This window comes from Pseudomonas sp. DR208, from assembly GCF_019823005.1.
Taxonomy (GTDB): Bacteria; Pseudomonadota; Gammaproteobacteria; order Pseudomonadales; family Pseudomonadaceae; genus Aquipseudomonas; species Aquipseudomonas extremorientalis.
Genome location: NZ_CP081944.1, coordinates 105,121 through 121,362 on the forward strand (window position 1 = coordinate 105,121; position 16,242 = coordinate 121,362).

Here is a 16,242-nt window from a genome sequence, read left to right on the forward strand (position 1 = left end):
GCCGACCAGCACGTACCAACGGGTCAGGCGATCCTTGAGCGCGCGAATGCGGCGCTTGCGTTGCAGCTCAGGCGTATTGAAGTCAATGCGCTTGGGGGGAGAAGTCGTCGTCATGGTGGAATTGGCCAGATCATTCATGCGCACACCCTAGCGATCCTGTATGACAGAAAGATGACAGTGCAGTGACGCAACAAATCCGCCGCGAAGCAAGGCTGGCAGCGGACTAGAAAATTCGGATGCGGGGCCGGTACGCCGGCCCCGCAGAGGCAATCAGTTGCCTTCTTTCAGACCCAGGTCAGCCAGGGCCTTGGCGGCGACTTTGGCTGGCAGTGGGATGTAGCCGTCTTTCACGACAACTTCCTGGCCTTGTTTGGACAGCACCAGTTTCACGAACTCGGCTTCCAGCGGGGCCAGAGGCTTGTTCGGCGCTTTGTTGACATACACGTAGAGGAAACGCGACAGCGGGTATTTGCCGTTCAGGGCGTTTTCTTCGCTGTCTTCGATGAACTCAGTGCTGCCTTTCTTGGCCAGGGCCACGGTCTTCACGCTGGCAGTCTTGTAGCCGATGCCCGAGTAACCGATGCCGTTCAGCGAAGAGCTGATCGACTGCACGACCGAAGCCGAGCCTGGTTGTTCGTTCACGTTTGGCTTGTAGTCGCCTTTGCACAGGGCTTCTTCCTTGAAGTAGCCGTAGGTGCCGGACACCGAGTTACGACCGAACAGTTGCACCGGCTTGTTGGCCAGGTCGCCGGTCACGCCCAGGTCACCCCAGGTTTTCACGTCGGCTTTGCCACCGCACAGGCGAGTCGAGGAGAAGATCGCGTCGACTTGTTCCATGGTCAGGTGCTGGATCGGGTTGTCCTTGTGCACGAACACGGCCAGGGCATCCACCGCAACCGGAATAGCGGTTGGCTTGTAACCGTACTTCTGCTCGAAGGCCGCCAGTTCAGTGTCCTTCATCTTGCGGCTCATCGGGCCCAGGTTGGAGGTGCCTTCGGTCAGCGCTGGTGGCGCGGTGGCCGAGCCGGCAGCTTGAATCTGGATGTTGACGTTCGGGTATTCCTTTTTGTAACCCTCGGCCCACAGGGTCATCAGGTTAGCCAGGGTATCGGAACCAACGCTGGACAGGTTGCCCGACACACCAGTGGTCTTCACGTACGCCGGGATTGCCGGATCAACACCAGCGGCCACCGCGTTGGCGGTCGCAACGCCAGCAGCGACAAAAGTCATTGCCGCCATCAAACGTTTCAGTTTCATGCCTTGCTCCTAGCAGATAGGGATAATTGGATCGGGGCCAAGTATCGGGAGGCCGTGTGAACACTCTATGTCTGGAATGTGACAATTAGATGAAAGGCCACTATTCAACGACGCCACGAAAAGCGCGCAGGCACGAGGCCCGGGAGGGAGAGATTAAGGCTTGGAAATACGTTGAAACGTGATCGTTCCCAGGGCCGGGAACGATCGTCATCCATGGCTTAGCGCGAACGCTTCCACAAATACCCACCCACTACCATCCCCATCACACACAGGGCGGCAACGTAGTAGGCCGGACCCAGCGGGCTTTCCTTCATCAGCAGCGATACCGCCAGCGGCGTCAGCCCGCCGAACACGGCGTAGGCCACGTTGTAAGAGAACGACAGGCCGCTGAAACGCACCACGGGCGGGAAGGCCTTGACCATCACGTAGGGCACCACGCCGATGGTGCCCACGAACAGACCGGTCAGGGTGTACAGCGGGAACAGCCAGTCAGGATGGTTGAAGAGGCTGTGATAGAGCGTCCAGGATGTGGCCAGCAACAGCGCACAACCGATCACCAGTACCCGGCCGGCACCGAAGCGATCAGCCAGGGCGCCGGAGGCGATGCAGCCCAGGCTCAGGGTGACGATGGCCAGGCTGTTGGCCTGTAATGCCACGGTCGGGCTGAAGTGATAGAGGGTCTGCAGCACGGTCGGGGTCATCAGGATCACCACCACCACGCCGGCCGACAGCAACCAGGTCAGCAACATCGACAAGACGATGGCGCCACGGTGGTCGCGCAGCACCGCGCGCAACGGCAACTCGGCGGCCAGTGCCTTGCGCTGCTGCATCTCGGCGAAGATCGGCGTTTCATGCAGCCAGCGGCGCAGGTACACCGACAACAGGCCGAACACACCGCCCAGCAGGAACGGGATACGCCAGGCGTAATCCGAGACTTGCTCCGGGCTGTAAATAGTATTGATGGCGGTGGCCACCAGCGATCCCAGCAGGATCCCGGCGGTCAGGCCGCTGGTCAGGGTGCCGCAGGCGTAACCGATATGCCGTGGCGGTACGTGTTCGGAGACGAACACCCAGGCGCCGGGTACTTCGCCGCCAATGGCCGCGCCCTGGATGATGCGCATGAGCAGCAACAGGATCGGCGCCCACAGGCCGATCTGCGCGTAAGTTGGCAGCAGGCCCATGATCAGGGTGGGCACGGCCATCATGAAGATGCTCAGGGTGAACATCTTCTTGCGGCCCAGCAGGTCGCCGAAGTGCGCCATGATGATGCCGCCCAAGGGGCGCGCGAGGTAACCGGCGGCAAAGATGCCGAAGGTCTGCATCATGCGCAGCCATTCGGGCATGTCGACCGGGAAGAAGAGTTTTCCGACCACGGTGGCGAAAAACACGAAAATGATGAAGTCGTAAAACTCCAACGCCCCGCCCAAGGCAGACAGCGACAGGGTTTTGTAGTCGTTGCGGGTCAGCGGGCGCGAAGGTTGCGCACTGCTTGCGGGCACGGAGGACATGGCAAGGCTTCTCTTATAGTAGTCGGGACGGCAAGCCCGGGACTTGCGGCAGGCATGGCAAGATAGCAAATCGCTCGCAAAAGCACAGCGGTGAGCGAATAACCGTTCAACCGCGCGAATTATTCCGCTTTCCTGAGCGTTATCTGCGCACAGAAGCACAGTTGCCGGAAAAAGCCGCAATACAGCCGCGAATTGCCGACCAAATGAACGCCCAGAGGTCGTCGTGGCGACAACGTGTCGATATACTCGGCCCTTGCAAGCGCAAGACCCCCAGTCTTGAGGGGCTGCTGTGCCAAACCGTCGTTGGAAGCCGTCCAGCCGATTTGGCAGAGCTTCCCTTTAGTACGCCTTACGAGAAACGCATCACGCGGAGTATGTTGGTGCTGAAACGTTTTTCCATAAGACGGCTATCCACTTGAAATACCCATGAAGCGTTACGGGTCAGAGGCACCCTTGGCATGATCGAACTCGAACAAGAAGATCCTATCCCGCAAGGCGATCTCGCCCTGCAAATCACCGCCCTGCCGCGTGAAACCAACGGTTTTGGCGACATTTTCGGCGGCTGGCTGGTCGCACAGATGGACCTGGCCGGCACCGCGATGGCAAGCAAGGTCGCGGGCGGGCGTGTAGCCACCGTGGCCATTGATCGCATGGCGTTCCTGGTGCCGGTCGCCGTGGGCGCGCAGCTTTCCTTCTATACCCAGGCCCTGGAAATCGGTCGCAGCTCGATCCAGATGATGGTCGAAGTGTGGAGCGACGACCCATTGTCCAGCGAATGGCGCAAGGTGACCGAGGCGGTGTTCGTGTTCGTCGCCATCGATGGCAGTGGTCGCACGCGTTCGGTGCCGTCGCGCGCACGTTAAACCTCACCGGGTTTTGACGGTCAATTGCCCCATTGCCTGCCATGAAGAGTGCTTTGTTATGCCGACACCCCACGTTGAATCCGTGAAAATCGACGAGTTGGACTGCTGGCGCATCCGCCACAACGGCGCCGAACTGATGGTGGCCCGACAGGGCGCACATATCTTCAGTTACCAGCGCGACGGCGAGCAGCCGCTGATCTGGCCGAACCCCGAAGCGGTGTTCAAGCAGGGCAAAGGCATCCGCACCGGCGTGCCGGTATGTTGGCCGTGGTTTGGCGTGTTCGACCGTAACCCGCAGAGCGTCAAGGCGATGCGCCAAAGCGATCAGCCGGCCGGCGCCCATGGTTTCGTGCGCACGGCGCTGTGGGAATTGGCCGCGAGCGCGCTTGAAGGTGAGGCACTGCGGGTGGACTTGGTACTGCCAGTCCCAACAGGCGGCTTTCCTGGCTGGCCCCACGAGGTCGATCTTAAACTGAGCCTGTTGCTGGACGATCAGTTGCACATCCACCTGACCAGCCATAACCGTGGCAACGATACCGTGACCCTCAGCCAGGCACTGCACACCTATTTTGCGGTGAGCGACGTGCGCAAGGTGCACGTCGAGGGACTGGACGGAGCGGCGTATATCGATACCGCTGACAACTGGGCAACGAAGCAGCAAGCCGGGTTGCTGCATTTCACCGGCGAGACTGACCGTATCTACCTCGATACGCCTGCACAGCTGAGTATTGTCGATAAAGATTGGCAGCGCCGTATCCAGCTCACTGCCGAGGGCTCGACGTCAACGGTGATCTGGAACCCCTGGACCGAACGTGCCAAGGCGTTTGATGACATGGCTGACGATGGCTGGACGGGCATGTTGTGCATCGAGACAGCCAATGTGCTGGATGATGTGGTGAGTCTGGCACCCGGTGAAAGCCACACCTTGGGCGTGAGCATCAGCGCTGTCGCCCTGTAAGAACGACAATCAAAATGTGGAAGGGGGCTTGCGGCCCTCCCACATTGGTTATGCGCAGCCCTTTAAAGATCGGATTCCTTGACCACGCGTACTTTTCCGGCGTCCAGCGCATAAGCGGCATCCGCCAGATCGTTATTGACCTTCTCCACCTTCAACGTGCCCGTGACCCACAGCGGCGTATAGATATCATCCAGCTTCAGTCCTTTTGGATAACGCACCAACACCAGCTGGTTCGGCGGCGGAGGCGGCACGTGGATGCACGCCCCAGGGTAAGGCACCAGGAAGAACAGCGTGCTGCGGCCCTTGGCGTCGGTCTCCAACGGCACCGGATAACCGCCGATGCGGATGTTCTTGCCATTCATGGCCGCCACGGTCTTGGTTGAATACATCACCGCCGGCAAGCCTTTGCTCTGCTTCAGGCCACCCTTGTCGGTGAACGTGCCTTGGGCCTCGGGCGAGTTGTGGTCGATCTCGGGCATGGCTTCGAGGGCTTTTTGATCCGACAGCGGCATCAGATCGAGCCAGTCGGTTTCCGGCAGTTCGCCGGCGTGCGCCAGGCCAGGGCCCAGCAGGAGGAGTATCAACAAAAGACGGCGCATGGAGAGGCTCGGCAAGTACAGGTGGCGAGCATTCTAGCCCTCCGCGCCTGCGCAGCGCAGAGGGCTTCGTCGCTTAGATCATTTCTTTTTCAGCAGGCCGTAGATCACCAGCAGCACGATGGCGCCAATCAGCGCGCCGAGGAAGCCAGCGCCCTGGCCTGCCTGGTAGATGCCCAGGGCCTGGCCACCGTAAGTGGCGACCAACGAACCCGCGATGCCCAGCAGGATGGTCATGATCCAGCCCATGCTGTCGTCGCCTGGTTTCAGGAAACGCGCGAGCAGGCCGACGATCAAGCCGATAAAGATGGTTCCGATGATACCCATGGCACTTCCCTCTGAATGTAGGTGAGCTATGCCAAAGCCTAGTCAGGCTTTGGCATCCTGCAATCAGAGGACGGCGGTCGCCGAATGGTTCCCGCCGCTCCCTGGCTTATTGCTCGGCGATCAACGCTTCGACCTTGAGGATCTGCGCTTGCAGCGTCGCACGGTCCTTGCAGCGCAGGTTGGCGTGGCCGACCTTGCGCCCGGCCTTGAAGGCCTTGCCATAGTGATGCAGATGGCAGTCGTCGATGGCGATGACTTTTTCCACGGGCGGCACCACACCAATGAAGTTGAGCATGGCGCTCTCACCGACCTTGGCCGTGGAACCCAACGGCAAGCCCGCCACCGCCCGCAGATGGTTTTCGAACTGGCTGCACTCGGCACCTTCGGTGGTCCAGTGCCCGGAGTTGTGCACGCGCGGGGCGATTTCGTTGGCCTTGAGGCCACCGTCGACTTCAAAGAACTCGAACGCCATCACGCCGACGTAATCCAGCTGCTTGAGTACACGGCCGGAATAGTCTTCGGCCAGCGCTTGCAACGGGTGGTCGGTGCTGGCCACGGACAGCTTGAGGATGCCGCTGTCATGGGTGTTGTGCACCAATGGGTAGAAGCGGGTTTCGCCATCACGGGCACGCACGGCGATCAGCGAGACTTCACCGGTGAATGGCACGAAGCCTTCCAACAGGCAGGCGACGCTGCCCAGCTCGGCGAAGGTGCCGACCACATCGGCGGCGGTGCGCAGGACTTTCTGGCCCTTGCCGTCGTAACCCAGGGTGCGGGTTTTCAGCACGGCGGGCAGGCCGATGCTGGCGACCGCGGCATCCAGGTCCGCCTGGGACTGGATATCGGCGAAGGCCGGGGTCGGAATGCCCAGGTCCTTGAACATGCTTTTCTCGAACCAGCGGTCACGGGCGATGCGCAGGGCTTCGGCGCTCGGGTATACCGGCACGAATTGCGACAGGAACGCCACGGTTTCAGCCGGAACGCTTTCGAACTCGAAGGTCACCAGGTCGACTTCGTCGGCCAGTTGACGCAGGTGGTCCGGGTCGCTGTAGTCAGCGCGCAGGTGTTCACCCAAGGCCGCCGCACAGGCATCCGGCGCCGGGTCCAGGAAAGCGAAGTTCATCCCCAGCGGGGTTCCCGCCAGGGCCAGCATGCGGCCCAGTTGGCCGCCACCGATTACACCGATTTTCATCGTCAACAACCTCAGGCGATGCGTGGGTCTGGATTGTCCAGCACGCTGTCTGTCTGCTCAGCACGGAATTTTTTCAGCACCGCATGGAATTGCGGGTGCTTGGCGCCCAGGATACTGGCGGACAGCAGGGCGGCGTTGATCGCGCCGGCCTTGCCGATCGCCAGGGTCGCCACCGGGATACCGGCCGGCATCTGCACGATGGACAACAGCGAATCCACGCCCGAGAGCATCGCCGACTGCACCGGCACGCCGAGCACCGGCAGGTGGGTCTTGGCCGCACACATGCCGGGCAGGTGCGCTGCACCGCCGGCACCGGCGATGATCACCTCGATGCCACGGGATTCTGCTTCATCGGCATACTGGAACAGCAAATCCGGAGTGCGGTGGGCGGAGACCACTTTCACTTCGTAGGGAATGCCGAGTTTTTCCAGCATATCGGCGGTGTGGCTAAGGGTGGACCAATCGGACTTGGAGCCCATGATCACGCCAACCAATGCACTCATCGTCGTGCCTCTTCTCTCTGGGCGCCCACAGGCGCGTCAAAAAACAACAAGCCACGCGGGAAATCCGGCGTGGCTTGGTGTACGAATTAAGGCCGGTTGGACCGGCCGAAGGCCGCGCAGTATACCGTAATAATCCAGATAAACAGCCCCTGGGATGACCATCTGTCTAGCGGCGCAAAGTGGCGGTTTTATTGACTTTTAAGTCAGTCCAAGGCACCACGAAACCTTGTGCGAGGAGCTCACGTATTCTGCGCCGCCCCGCCTTCGAGCTTGCGCCACAACAACCGCACATTCGCCTTGCGTACCAAGGCACAGCGGTACAGGCGGATCTCCAGCGGCACATGCCATTGCGGCCCACCGCAGACCACCAGCTCACCACGCGCCAGCTCGGCACGCACGCTCAACTGCGGCACCCAGGCAATGCCCAGGCCTTCCAGGGCCATGCTCTTGAGGCTGTCGGCCATGGCGGTTTCGTACACCGTGGTGAAGCGCAGCGCACGCTGGCGCAGCAGCAAATTCACCGAGCGACCGAGAAACGCGCCGGCGCTGTAGGCCAGCAACGGGACGCTGCCGTCGCCTTCCAGGTCGAACATCGGTTTGCCGTCGGCATCGGCGGCACACACCGGGAGCATTTCGGTGTTGCCCAGATGCAGTGACGGGAAGATGTCCGAATCCATTTGCATCGCGGCGTCGGGATCGTAGAACGCCAGCATCAGGTCACAACCGCCTTCACGCAGGGCGTGCACAGCGTCGCCGACGTTGGTGGCCACCAGCCGCGTGGCGATGTTCAAGCCTTCGTTGCGCAGTTGCGCGATCCAGCGCGGGAAGAAGCCCAGGGCCAGGGAGTGCGCCGCAGCCACTTGCATGACCTCGCCCTGCCCGCCTTCCAGGTGATGCAAATGGCGCAGCACTTCACCGAGCTGCTCGACCACCGTGCGGGCAGTGACCAGGAACAACTGGCCCGCCGCCGTCAGCTCCACCGGCGTGCGCGAGCGGTTGACCAGGGTCAGACCCAGGGCCGCCTCCAGGCTGCGGATGCGTCGGCTGAACGCCGGCTGGGTGACGAAGCGCCGCTCCGCCGCCTGGGAAAAACTGCGGGTCGCCGCCAAGGCGCTGAAGTCTTCCAGCCATTTGCTCTCAAGGTTCATTACTGCCTCCCGTGGGTACGCACCATTTTGGCACACACGCCCGCCATGATAACCGGGTCACACTCACATTATGCCGTTTGTGCATAGGCCAGTGTTTAACAGCATTGGCCCAAAAAGTTCTACAAGCCTAGCATTCGCAGCGTTCCGGCCAGTTCCGGGTCCATATCGAGATGATTTCCGTCATGTCCTCCGCTGCATCTTTCCGTACCGAAAAAGACCTGCTTGGCGTACTTGAAGTACCGGCTCAAGCGTATTACGGCATCCAGACCCTGCGAGCGGTGAACAACTTCCGCCTCTCGGGCGTTCCGATTTCGCATTACCCGAAATTGGTGGTCGGTCTGGCGATGGTCAAGCAAGCGGCGGCTGACGCCAACCGCGAGTTGGGCCAGCTCAGCGAAGCCAAGCACGCTGCCATCAGCGAAGCCTGTGCCCGTCTGATCCGCGGCGATTTCCACGAAGAGTTCGTGGTGGACATGATTCAAGGCGGCGCCGGCACTTCAACCAACATGAATGCCAACGAAGTCATCGCCAACATCGCGTTGGAGGCCATGGGCCACAAGAAGGGCGAGTACCAGTACCTGCACCCCAACAACGACGTGAACATGGCGCAGTCGACCAACGACGCCTACCCGACCGCGATCCGCCTGGGTCTGCTGCTGGGCCATGACGCGCTGCTGGCCAGCCTCGACAGCCTGATCCAGGCCTTCGCCGCCAAGGGCGAAGAATTCAGCCACGTACTGAAAATGGGCCGCACCCAGTTGCAAGACGCCGTGCCGATGACCCTCGGCCAGGAATTCCGCGCCTTCGCCACCACCCTGGGTGAAGACCTGGCACGCCTGAAAACCCTGGCGCCTGAGCTGCTGACCGAAGTAAACCTGGGCGGCACCGCCATCGGTACCGGCATCAACGCCGACCCGCGCTACCAGGCCCTGGCCGTACAGCGCCTGGCGGTAATCAGCGGCCAGCCGGTCGTGCCGGCTGCCGACCTGATCGAAGCCACCTCCGACATGGGCGCCTTCGTGCTGTTCTCCGGCATGCTCAAGCGTACTGCGGTGAAGCTGTCGAAGATCTGCAACGACCTGCGCCTGCTGTCCAGCGGCCCACGCACCGGCATCAACGAGATCAACCTGCCGGCCCGCCAGCCAGGCAGCTCGATCATGCCCGGCAAGGTCAACCCGGTGATCCCGGAAGCCGTGAACCAGGTGGCGTTCCAGGTCATCGGTAACGATCTGGCCCTGACCATGGCGGCCGAAGGCGGCCAACTGCAACTGAACGTGATGGAGCCGCTGATCGCCTTCAAGATCTTCGACTCGATCCGCCTGCTGCAACGTGCCATGGACATGCTGCGCGAGCACTGCATCGTCGGCATCACCGCCAACGAAGCCCGCTGCCGCGAACTGGTGGAGCACTCCATCGGCCTGGTTACCGCGCTGAACCCGTACATCGGCTATGAAAACGCCACCCGCATCGCCCGTATCGCCCTCGAAAGCGGCCGTGGCGTGCTGGAACTGGTGCGCGAAGAAGGCTTGCTCGACGACGCCATGCTCGACGACATCCTGCGCCCCGAAAACATGATTGCTCCACGCTTGGTCCCGCTGAAGGCCTAAGCGTTTGTTGCACCGCTCACCAGGCTGAGGGACTAGACACCTCTCACCTTTTGAGGGCCTGAAGGCTCGTTCTTCAGGCCCTTTTTTTTGCCCCGAGGTTGTGAAATGAAGCCTATAAAAACGCCAATATCGCTCTGCAGGCCCACCGCCCAGCTGAAACCTTTAATCGCCCCGAGCAGACGGATCACGTTCGCCTAGGTATAGTGCCGCCCCTCTTCGCGTCAGAGATCGTCGGTTACGAGGTCCTGTACAGCGCGAAACCGCATGAATAACAACACCCGCAAAAGGATTGGGGTCGAACGTCGTGCACTGCCTGGTGCTGAGCGATAGCGTCGAACCGTCCTGCGTTTGCCATTAGAAAAATCAGCGAGGAACACTCCATGCTCGAAGTCATCAACGACTTCCTCTCAGGGAAAGTACTGATCGTGCTCATTGTCGGGCTCGGCGGTTATTTCACGATTCGCTCGCGTTTCGTACAACTGCGTCACTTCTTCCACATGTTTTCGGTGTTTCGCGACAGCCTGAAAAACAGCTCCGACCAGCTCAGCTCCTTCCAGGCGCTGATGCTCAGCCTGGCCGGTCGCGTGGGTGCCGGTAACATTGCCGGTGTCGGTATTGCCGTGACACTGGGTGGCCCGGGCGCCGTGTTCTGGATGTGGGTTACCGCACTGGTGGGCATGTCGTCGAGCTTTATCGAGTGCTCCCTCGGCCAGCTGTACAAGCGCACCGACGCGGAAGGCACCTTCCGTGGCGGCCCGGCCTACTACATCCAGCACGGTTTGCAAAAGCGCTGGCTGGGCATGGTCATGGCGTTCCTGTTGCTGGTGACCTTCGGTTTTGCTTTCAACGGCCTGCAAGCCCACGCCGTGACCCACTCGCTGAACAACGCCTTTGGCCTGGACACCACCTACACTGGCCTGGCGCTGGCGGTACTGCTGGGCCTGGTGTTCATCGGCGGGATCAAGCGCATCGCCTCGATTGCCGACCTGCTGGTGCCGGTCAAGACCCTGGTCTACATCGCCGTGACTCTCTATGTAATCGTGCTGCAATTCGACCATGTGCCGGCCATGCTCGCGACCATCGTCAAGAGCGCCTTCGGCCTCGACCAGGCCTTCGGGGGCCTGGTGGGCAGCGCGATCATCATGGGTGTGAAGCGCGGTGTGTTCGCCAACGAAGCCGGCCTGGGCAGTGCGCCTAACGTGGCGGCGGTGGCGTCGGTCGAACACCCGATCGCCCAGGGCGTGGTGCAGGCGTTCAGCGTGTTCCTCGATACCTTCGTGATCTGCACCTGTACCGCGTTGCTGATCCTGCTCTCCGGCTTCTACACCCCGGGCTTCGAAGGCGACGGCATTGCCCTGACCCAGAACTCCCTGGCGGCGGTGGTGGGCGACTGGGGCCGCATGTTCATCTCGGTGGCCCTGGCGTTGTTCGTGTTCACCTCGATCATGTACAACTACTACCTGGGCGAGAGCAATCTGCGCTTCCTGGTAGGCAACAACCGCAAGGTGCTGATGGGCTACCGCGCCCTGGTGCTGGTGCTGATTTTCTGGGGTTCCATCGAGAACCTGAGCACCGTGTTCGCCTTCGCCGACATCACCATGACCCTGCTCGCGTTCGTCAACCTGTTCGCCCTGGCGTTCCTGTTCAAGATCGCCATGCGCATCCTCAACGACTACGACAACCAGCGCGCCGCAGGCATCAAGACCCCGGTATTCGATTCCAGCCAGTTCCCTGACCTGGACCTGGACCGCAAGGCCTGGCCAGCCAACCCGGTCAAGCCTGAGCCAAGCGCTCAAACTACCGCTGAACTGAACGCTCAAGCGCAACGCTGAGTGTAGAGAGATGACACGCCGCCCGGCCTTGGGCATGCTCTGGGCCCGGCGGCGTTTTTCGTTCAGGAGAAAATTCGATGTCCCCAGCTAACAACGTGATGGTGCTCTACACCGGTGGCACTATCGGCATGCAGGCCAGCGCCAACGGCCTGGCGCCCGCTTCAGGTTTTGAGGCGCGTATGCGCGAACAGCTTGCCGACGCGCAAGTGCCCGCCTGGCGCTTCCAGGAAATGTCGCCGCTGATCGACAGCGCCAACATGACCCCCGTCTACTGGCAGCGCCTGCACGCCGCCGTGGTTGAGGCGGTGGACGCCGGCTGCGACGCCGTACTGATCCTGCACGGCACTGACACGCTGGCCTACAGTGCCGCCGCCATGAGCTTCCAACTGCTCGGCCTGCCGGCGCCGGTGGTGTTCACCGGCTCCATGCTACCCGCCGGCGTGCCCGACAGCGATGCCTGGGAAAACGTCAGCGGTGCCTTGGCGGCGCTGGGCGAAGGCCTGGCGCCGGGCGTGCAGTTGTTCTTCCACGGTGCGCTGATGGCGCCGACCCGCTGCGCGAAAATCCGCAGTTTCGGTCGCCACCCGTTTGCTGCCCTGCAGCGCAATGGCGGCGTCGCCCAGGCCGAAATGATCCCGGCCGCCCTGCATTACCGTCAGCCCAAAGCCGTGGCCAACGTCGGTGTGCTGCCGCTGGTGCCGGGTATTGCCGCCGGGCAACTGGATGCACTGATCGACAGCGGCATTCAGGCGTTGGTGCTGGAATGCTTCGGCAGCGGCACCGGGCCGAGCGACAACCCGGCGTTCCTGGCCAGCCTCCAACGCGCGCACGATCAAGACGTTGTGGTGGTGGCGATCACCCAATGCCATGAAGGCGGTGTGGAGCTGGATGTGTACGAAGCGGGCAGCCGTTTGCGCGGCGTCGGCGTGTTGTCCGGTGGCGGCATGACCCGCGAAGCGGTGTTCGGCAAGCTCAATGCACTGCTCGGTGCAGGGCTCGACACCGCCGAGGTTCGTCGCCTGGTGGAACTCGACCTGTGTGGCGAGCTGAGCTGACCGGCCTGTAACTTGCTTCCCTTCCAGCCATCCCCTGGCTGGAAGCCCCCTATGCTGCACTCCCACCTGACCACTCTCAACGCCGTGTCCCTGGTGCTTAACGCTTTCAAGGCCGAAGGCTTGCCGGCCCAGGAACTGCTGGCTGGCAGCGGCATCTGCGCGGCGGACTTGAGCCGCGCCGACACGCGCATCACCACCAACCAGGAGATGCGCGTGTGTGCCAATGCCGTAGCGCGGCGTCGGGATATCGGCCTGGAACTGGGCCGGCAGATGCATGTATCGGCCTATGGCATGCTCGGCTATGCCCTGCTCACCAGTGCCACCTTTGGTGACGCCTTGCGCCTAGCGCTGCACTACCCGGCGCTGTTGGGAACACTTTTCGAGCTGAGCCTGGAGGAAGATGGCCAGCGCGTCTGGTTCACCGCCTGTGATTATCGCGAAGACCCGACGCTTGAGATGTTCAATGTCGAATTGTGCCTGGCCTCGCTGAAGGTCATCTGCGACGACCTGCTGGGCCAGCCGCTGCCACTGCTCGCCGCACGCTTCGAGTACGACGCCCCGGACTACTGCGCGCGTTATACCGAAAGCTTCCCTTGCCCGTTGCAGTTCCAGGCCACCGCCAACGCGTTTGCCTTCGATCGGCACTGGCTCGAACAGCCACTGCCGCTGGCAGACGCCGTCACCCACCAGGCCATGGCCGAGCGCTGCCGCAAGCAGAACCTGGAGTTCACCGGGCGCCAGGCCTGGCTGGGCAGGATTCGCCAGTTGCTCACCGCGCAGCTCAACGCCGCGCCGGGCCTGGAAGGCCTGGCCATGCAGATGAACTGCTCGGCGCGCACCCTGCGCCGGCATTTGCACGACCAGGGTTGCAGCTACCAGGAGCTGTTGGACGAGTTGCGCTTCGAGCGCGCCAAGCAACTGCTGGCGGAGGACCAGTGGCCGATCTACCGGATTGCCGAGGCCTTGGGGTTCAGCGAAACAGCGAGTTTCCGGCATGCATTTGTGCGCTGGAGCGGCGTAGCACCGAGCCAATTTCGAGCATGATGCGCCATTGAGGGGCGAATTACGGACAGACACTTTGGCCATATTCATCCCCTTTTGGCCGCTCCTGCCGTTCTCTTGAACCGCGCCCACCGCAAGACTGCATGCACCGACCCAGCCTGCGGAGAACAAGAATGCTGACGATCTACTCGGACGATCACCACCTGCACCACGGCCGCTGCGAATTGATGGACGGGCAACTGATGCCCTGCTTCGAAATGCCCTCGCGGGCCGACCATGTGCTGCAGCGGGTCAAGGACCGCGAATTGGGGCCAGTGCAGGCGCCATACGACTTTGGCCTGGCGCCTTTGCAGCGCATTCACAACCGCGACTACCTGGATTTCTTCAAAGGCGCCTGGGCGCGCTGGACCGAATACGGCGAGGACGGCGATCTGCTGCCCTACACCTGGCCCGCGCGCACCCTGCGCCGCGTGCTGCCCACCAGCCTGCACGGCCAATTGGGCTATTACAGTTTCGACGGCGGCGCGCCGATTACCGCCGGGACCTGGCAGGCGGCCTACTCGGCGGCGCAAGTGGCGCTCACCGCACAACAGGCGATCCAGCGCGGCGCCCACAGTGCGTTCGCGTTGTGCCGCCCACCGGGCCATCACGCCGCCAGCGACTTGATGGGCGGTTATTGCTACCTGAACAACGCCGCGATTGCCGCCCAGGCGTTTCTCGACCAGGGCCACCGCAAGGTCGCGATCCTCGATGTGGACTACCACCACGGCAACGGCACCCAGTCGATTTTCTACGACCGCCGCGATGTGCTGTTTACCTCGATCCACGGTCACCCGGAGGCCGAGTTTCCGTTTTTCCTGGGCTATGCCGATGAGAGGGGCGAAGGCGCAGGCGAAGGCTTTAACTTCAACTACCCGCTACCCGCCGGCTCCGGCTGGGACACCTGGAGCGCAGCACTGGAACAGGCCTGCCGGGAGATCGAACACTACGGCACCGACATCCTCGTGGTCTCGCTGGGCGTGGACACCTTCAAGGATGACCCGATCTCCCAGTTCAAGCTCGACAGCCCGGACTACCTGACCATGGGCGCGCGCATCGCACGCCTGGGCAAGCCGACGCTGTTCGTGATGGAAGGCGGTTACGCGGTGGAAGAAATCGGCATCAACGCCGTCAATGTGCTCGAAGGTTTTGAGGGGGCCGCCCAATGAATATGCTCAAGTCGCTTGTGCTCTGCGCCGCCGTGCTGAGCAGCACCGCACACGCCGAAGAAAAAACCCTGAAAGTCTATAACTGGTTCGACTACATCACGCCCAAGGCACTGGAGGATTTCAAGGCGCAGAACCCGAAGATCAAGCTGGTCTACGACATCTTCGACACCAACGAAGCACTGGAGGCCAAGCTGCTCACCGGCAACTCCGGCTATGACGTGGTGGTGCCCTCCAACGTGTTCCTCGCCAAGCAGATCGAAGCCGGCGTGTTCCAGCCCCTGGACCGCAGCCAATTGCCCAACTGGAACCACCTCGACCCCAAGCTGATGAAGCTGATCGAGGCCAATGACCCCGGCAATAAATTCGCCGTGCCCTACATGTACGGCACCATCCTGATCGGCTTCAACCCGGCCAAGGTCAAGGCTGCGCTCGGCGACAACGCTGCGGTGGACAGCTGGGACCTGATTTTCAAGGAAGAGAACATCAGCAAGCTCAAGCAATGCGGCGTGGCCCTGCTCGACTCGCCTTCGGAGATCCTGCCGTTGGCCCTGCAGCACCTGGGCCTGGACCCCAACAGCAGCAACCCCAAGGACTACGTCAAGGCCGAGGCGCTGTTGATGAAGATCCGCCCGTACATCACCTATTTCCATTCGTCCAAGTACATGGCCGATATCGCCAACGGTGACATCTGCGTGGCCGTGGGTTATTCGGGCAGCTTCTCCCAGGCGGCCAACCGCGCCAAGGAGGCCAGGAACGGCGTAGTGGTGGATATGCGCCTGCCCAAGGAGGGCGCGCCGATCTGGTTCGACATGCTCGCCATTCCCAAGGGCGCGCAGAACCCACAGGACGCCTACACCTTTATCAACTACCTGCTGCAACCCCAGGTGATCGCGCCGATCAGCGATTTTGTCGGCTACCCCAACCCGAACAAGGATGCGACCGAACAGGTCGACCCGGCGATCCGCAACAACCCCAACCTGTACCCCACCGAGGCGGCGATGGCGGGGCTCTATACCCTGAAACCCCTGGGCCGTGATGCCGAACGTGCCAGGACCCGCGCCTGGACCAAGATCAAGTCCGGCACCTGAGACGCATACATAAACACCGCCCTCCTGACAGCGCGCTTTCTAGCATGGGCATACCCGAGGCAGAGCCTCGGCCTATGCCCATCACAAGCCTGTCAGGT

The 16,242-nt window shown here is 61.9% G+C and carries 15 protein-coding genes; 8 read left to right on the plus strand and 7 right to left on the minus strand.

The window, feature by feature from the left end; translation table 11 throughout:
- Positions 1-270: 270 nt before the first annotated feature.
- Entirely contained in the window at positions 271-1,257 is a 987-nt protein-coding gene (locus K5K89_RS00480) for a phosphate ABC transporter substrate-binding protein PstS (protein WP_049710887.1), read from the minus strand.
- A gap of 218 nt (positions 1,258-1,475) precedes the next feature.
- A complete protein-coding gene (locus K5K89_RS00485) occupies positions 1,476-2,765 on the minus strand; it encodes an MFS transporter (protein WP_071490824.1) in 1,290 nt (429 codons plus the stop codon).
- A gap of 458 nt (positions 2,766-3,223) precedes the next feature.
- On the opposite strand from K5K89_RS00485, the gene K5K89_RS00490 reads away from it, so the two are divergent.
- Together K5K89_RS00490 and K5K89_RS00495 are read left to right on the plus strand one after the other, a co-directional pair.
- The gene (locus tag K5K89_RS00490; protein ID WP_003176975.1) at positions 3,224-3,628 is read left to right on the plus strand and encodes an acyl-CoA thioesterase; all 405 of its coding nucleotides are present in this window, start codon (positions 3,224-3,226) and stop codon (positions 3,626-3,628) included.
- Positions 3,629-3,686: 58 nt separating this feature from the next.
- Positions 3,687-4,586, plus strand: a complete 900-nt coding sequence (locus tag K5K89_RS00495; protein WP_071490825.1) for a D-hexose-6-phosphate mutarotase — start codon at positions 3,687-3,689, stop codon at positions 4,584-4,586.
- A gap of 62 nt (positions 4,587-4,648) precedes the next feature.
- Here the strand turns inward: K5K89_RS00495 and K5K89_RS00500 are convergent, their stop codons facing one another.
- The 5 genes from K5K89_RS00500 to K5K89_RS00520 all read right to left on the minus strand — a co-directional run bounded on the left by K5K89_RS00500 (position 4,649) and on the right by K5K89_RS00520 (position 8,352).
- Complete coding sequence (locus tag K5K89_RS00500) at positions 4,649-5,185, minus strand: DUF3299 domain-containing protein (RefSeq protein ID WP_071490826.1); 537 nt, start codon at positions 5,183-5,185, stop codon at positions 4,649-4,651.
- A gap of 78 nt (positions 5,186-5,263) precedes the next feature.
- Positions 5,264-5,509: a GlsB/YeaQ/YmgE family stress response membrane protein gene (locus tag K5K89_RS00505; protein ID WP_058424295.1), complete on the minus strand. Its 246-nt coding sequence runs from the start codon at positions 5,507-5,509 to the stop codon at positions 5,264-5,266.
- A gap of 106 nt (positions 5,510-5,615) precedes the next feature.
- The gene (locus K5K89_RS00510; RefSeq protein ID WP_222540668.1) at positions 5,616-6,701 is read right to left on the minus strand and encodes a 5-(carboxyamino)imidazole ribonucleotide synthase; all 1,086 of its coding nucleotides are present in this window, start codon (positions 6,699-6,701) and stop codon (positions 5,616-5,618) included.
- Positions 6,702-6,712: 11 nt separating this feature from the next.
- Positions 6,713-7,204, minus strand: coding sequence for a 5-(carboxyamino)imidazole ribonucleotide mutase (gene purE, locus K5K89_RS00515; RefSeq protein WP_003176980.1), 492 nt, complete (start codon positions 7,202-7,204; stop codon positions 6,713-6,715).
- A 239-nt stretch (positions 7,205-7,443) separates the two neighbouring features.
- Positions 7,444-8,352: a LysR substrate-binding domain-containing protein gene (locus K5K89_RS00520; RefSeq protein WP_071490828.1), complete on the minus strand. Its 909-nt coding sequence runs from the start codon at positions 8,350-8,352 to the stop codon at positions 7,444-7,446.
- A 182-nt stretch (positions 8,353-8,534) separates the two neighbouring features.
- On the opposite strand from K5K89_RS00520, the gene aspA reads away from it, so the two are divergent.
- From aspA to K5K89_RS00550, 6 genes are all read left to right on the plus strand, one after another.
- The gene (aspA, locus tag K5K89_RS00525) at positions 8,535-9,959 is read left to right on the plus strand and encodes an aspartate ammonia-lyase (RefSeq protein WP_071490829.1); all 1,425 of its coding nucleotides are present in this window, start codon (positions 8,535-8,537) and stop codon (positions 9,957-9,959) included.
- A 380-nt stretch (positions 9,960-10,339) separates the two neighbouring features.
- On the plus strand, positions 10,340-11,791 hold the full coding sequence (locus K5K89_RS00530) for an alanine/glycine:cation symporter family protein (protein ID WP_071490830.1): 1,452 nt from the start codon (positions 10,340-10,342) through the stop codon (positions 11,789-11,791).
- Positions 11,792-11,868: 77 nt separating this feature from the next.
- Positions 11,869-12,846, plus strand: coding sequence for an asparaginase (locus K5K89_RS00535; protein ID WP_071490831.1), 978 nt, complete (start codon positions 11,869-11,871; stop codon positions 12,844-12,846).
- Between the two features lie 51 nt (positions 12,847-12,897).
- Positions 12,898-13,890, plus strand: coding sequence for an AraC family transcriptional regulator (locus K5K89_RS00540; RefSeq protein ID WP_071490832.1), 993 nt, complete (start codon positions 12,898-12,900; stop codon positions 13,888-13,890).
- Positions 13,891-14,021: 131 nt separating this feature from the next.
- Positions 14,022-15,056 carry a histone deacetylase family protein gene (locus K5K89_RS00545; RefSeq protein WP_222540669.1) on the plus strand — a complete coding sequence of 345 codons (1,035 nt, stop codon included), beginning with the start codon at positions 14,022-14,024 and terminating at the stop codon, positions 15,054-15,056.
- On the plus strand, positions 15,053-16,144 hold the full coding sequence (locus tag K5K89_RS00550) for a polyamine ABC transporter substrate-binding protein (RefSeq protein WP_071490834.1): 1,092 nt from the start codon (positions 15,053-15,055) through the stop codon (positions 16,142-16,144). Before K5K89_RS00545 ends, K5K89_RS00550 begins: the two co-directional genes overlap by 4 nt.
- Positions 16,145-16,242: the final 98 nt, after the last annotated feature.

Coding starts and splice junctions, on each gene's coding strand:
- K5K89_RS00545 (WP_222540669.1), top strand. CDS start 14,022: ATGCTGACGATCTACTCGGACGATCACCACCTGCACCACGGCCGCTGC.
- K5K89_RS00550 (WP_071490834.1), top strand. CDS start 15,053: ATGAATATGCTCAAGTCGCTTGTGCTCTGCGCCGCCGTGCTGAGCAGC.
- aspA (WP_071490829.1), top strand. CDS start 8,535: ATGTCCTCCGCTGCATCTTTCCGTACCGAAAAAGACCTGCTTGGCGTA.
- K5K89_RS00495 (WP_071490825.1), top strand. CDS start 3,687: ATGCCGACACCCCACGTTGAATCCGTGAAAATCGACGAGTTGGACTGC.
- K5K89_RS00500 (WP_071490826.1), bottom strand. CDS start 5,185: ATGCGCCGTCTTTTGTTGATACTCCTCCTGCTGGGCCCTGGCCTGGCG.
- K5K89_RS00520 (WP_071490828.1), bottom strand. CDS start 8,352: ATGAACCTTGAGAGCAAATGGCTGGAAGACTTCAGCGCCTTGGCGGCG.
- K5K89_RS00540 (WP_071490832.1), top strand. CDS start 12,898: ATGCTGCACTCCCACCTGACCACTCTCAACGCCGTGTCCCTGGTGCTT.
- K5K89_RS00505 (WP_058424295.1), bottom strand. CDS start 5,509: ATGGGTATCATCGGAACCATCTTTATCGGCTTGATCGTCGGCCTGCTC.
- K5K89_RS00530 (WP_071490830.1), top strand. CDS start 10,340: ATGCTCGAAGTCATCAACGACTTCCTCTCAGGGAAAGTACTGATCGTG.
- K5K89_RS00535 (WP_071490831.1), top strand. CDS start 11,869: ATGTCCCCAGCTAACAACGTGATGGTGCTCTACACCGGTGGCACTATC.
- purE (WP_003176980.1), bottom strand. CDS start 7,204: ATGAGTGCATTGGTTGGCGTGATCATGGGCTCCAAGTCCGATTGGTCC.
- K5K89_RS00485 (WP_071490824.1), bottom strand. CDS start 2,765: ATGTCCTCCGTGCCCGCAAGCAGTGCGCAACCTTCGCGCCCGCTGACC.
- K5K89_RS00490 (WP_003176975.1), top strand. CDS start 3,224: ATGATCGAACTCGAACAAGAAGATCCTATCCCGCAAGGCGATCTCGCC.
- K5K89_RS00480 (WP_049710887.1), bottom strand. CDS start 1,257: ATGAAACTGAAACGTTTGATGGCGGCAATGACTTTTGTCGCTGCTGGC.
- K5K89_RS00510 (WP_222540668.1), bottom strand. CDS start 6,701: ATGAAAATCGGTGTAATCGGTGGCGGCCAACTGGGCCGCATGCTGGCC.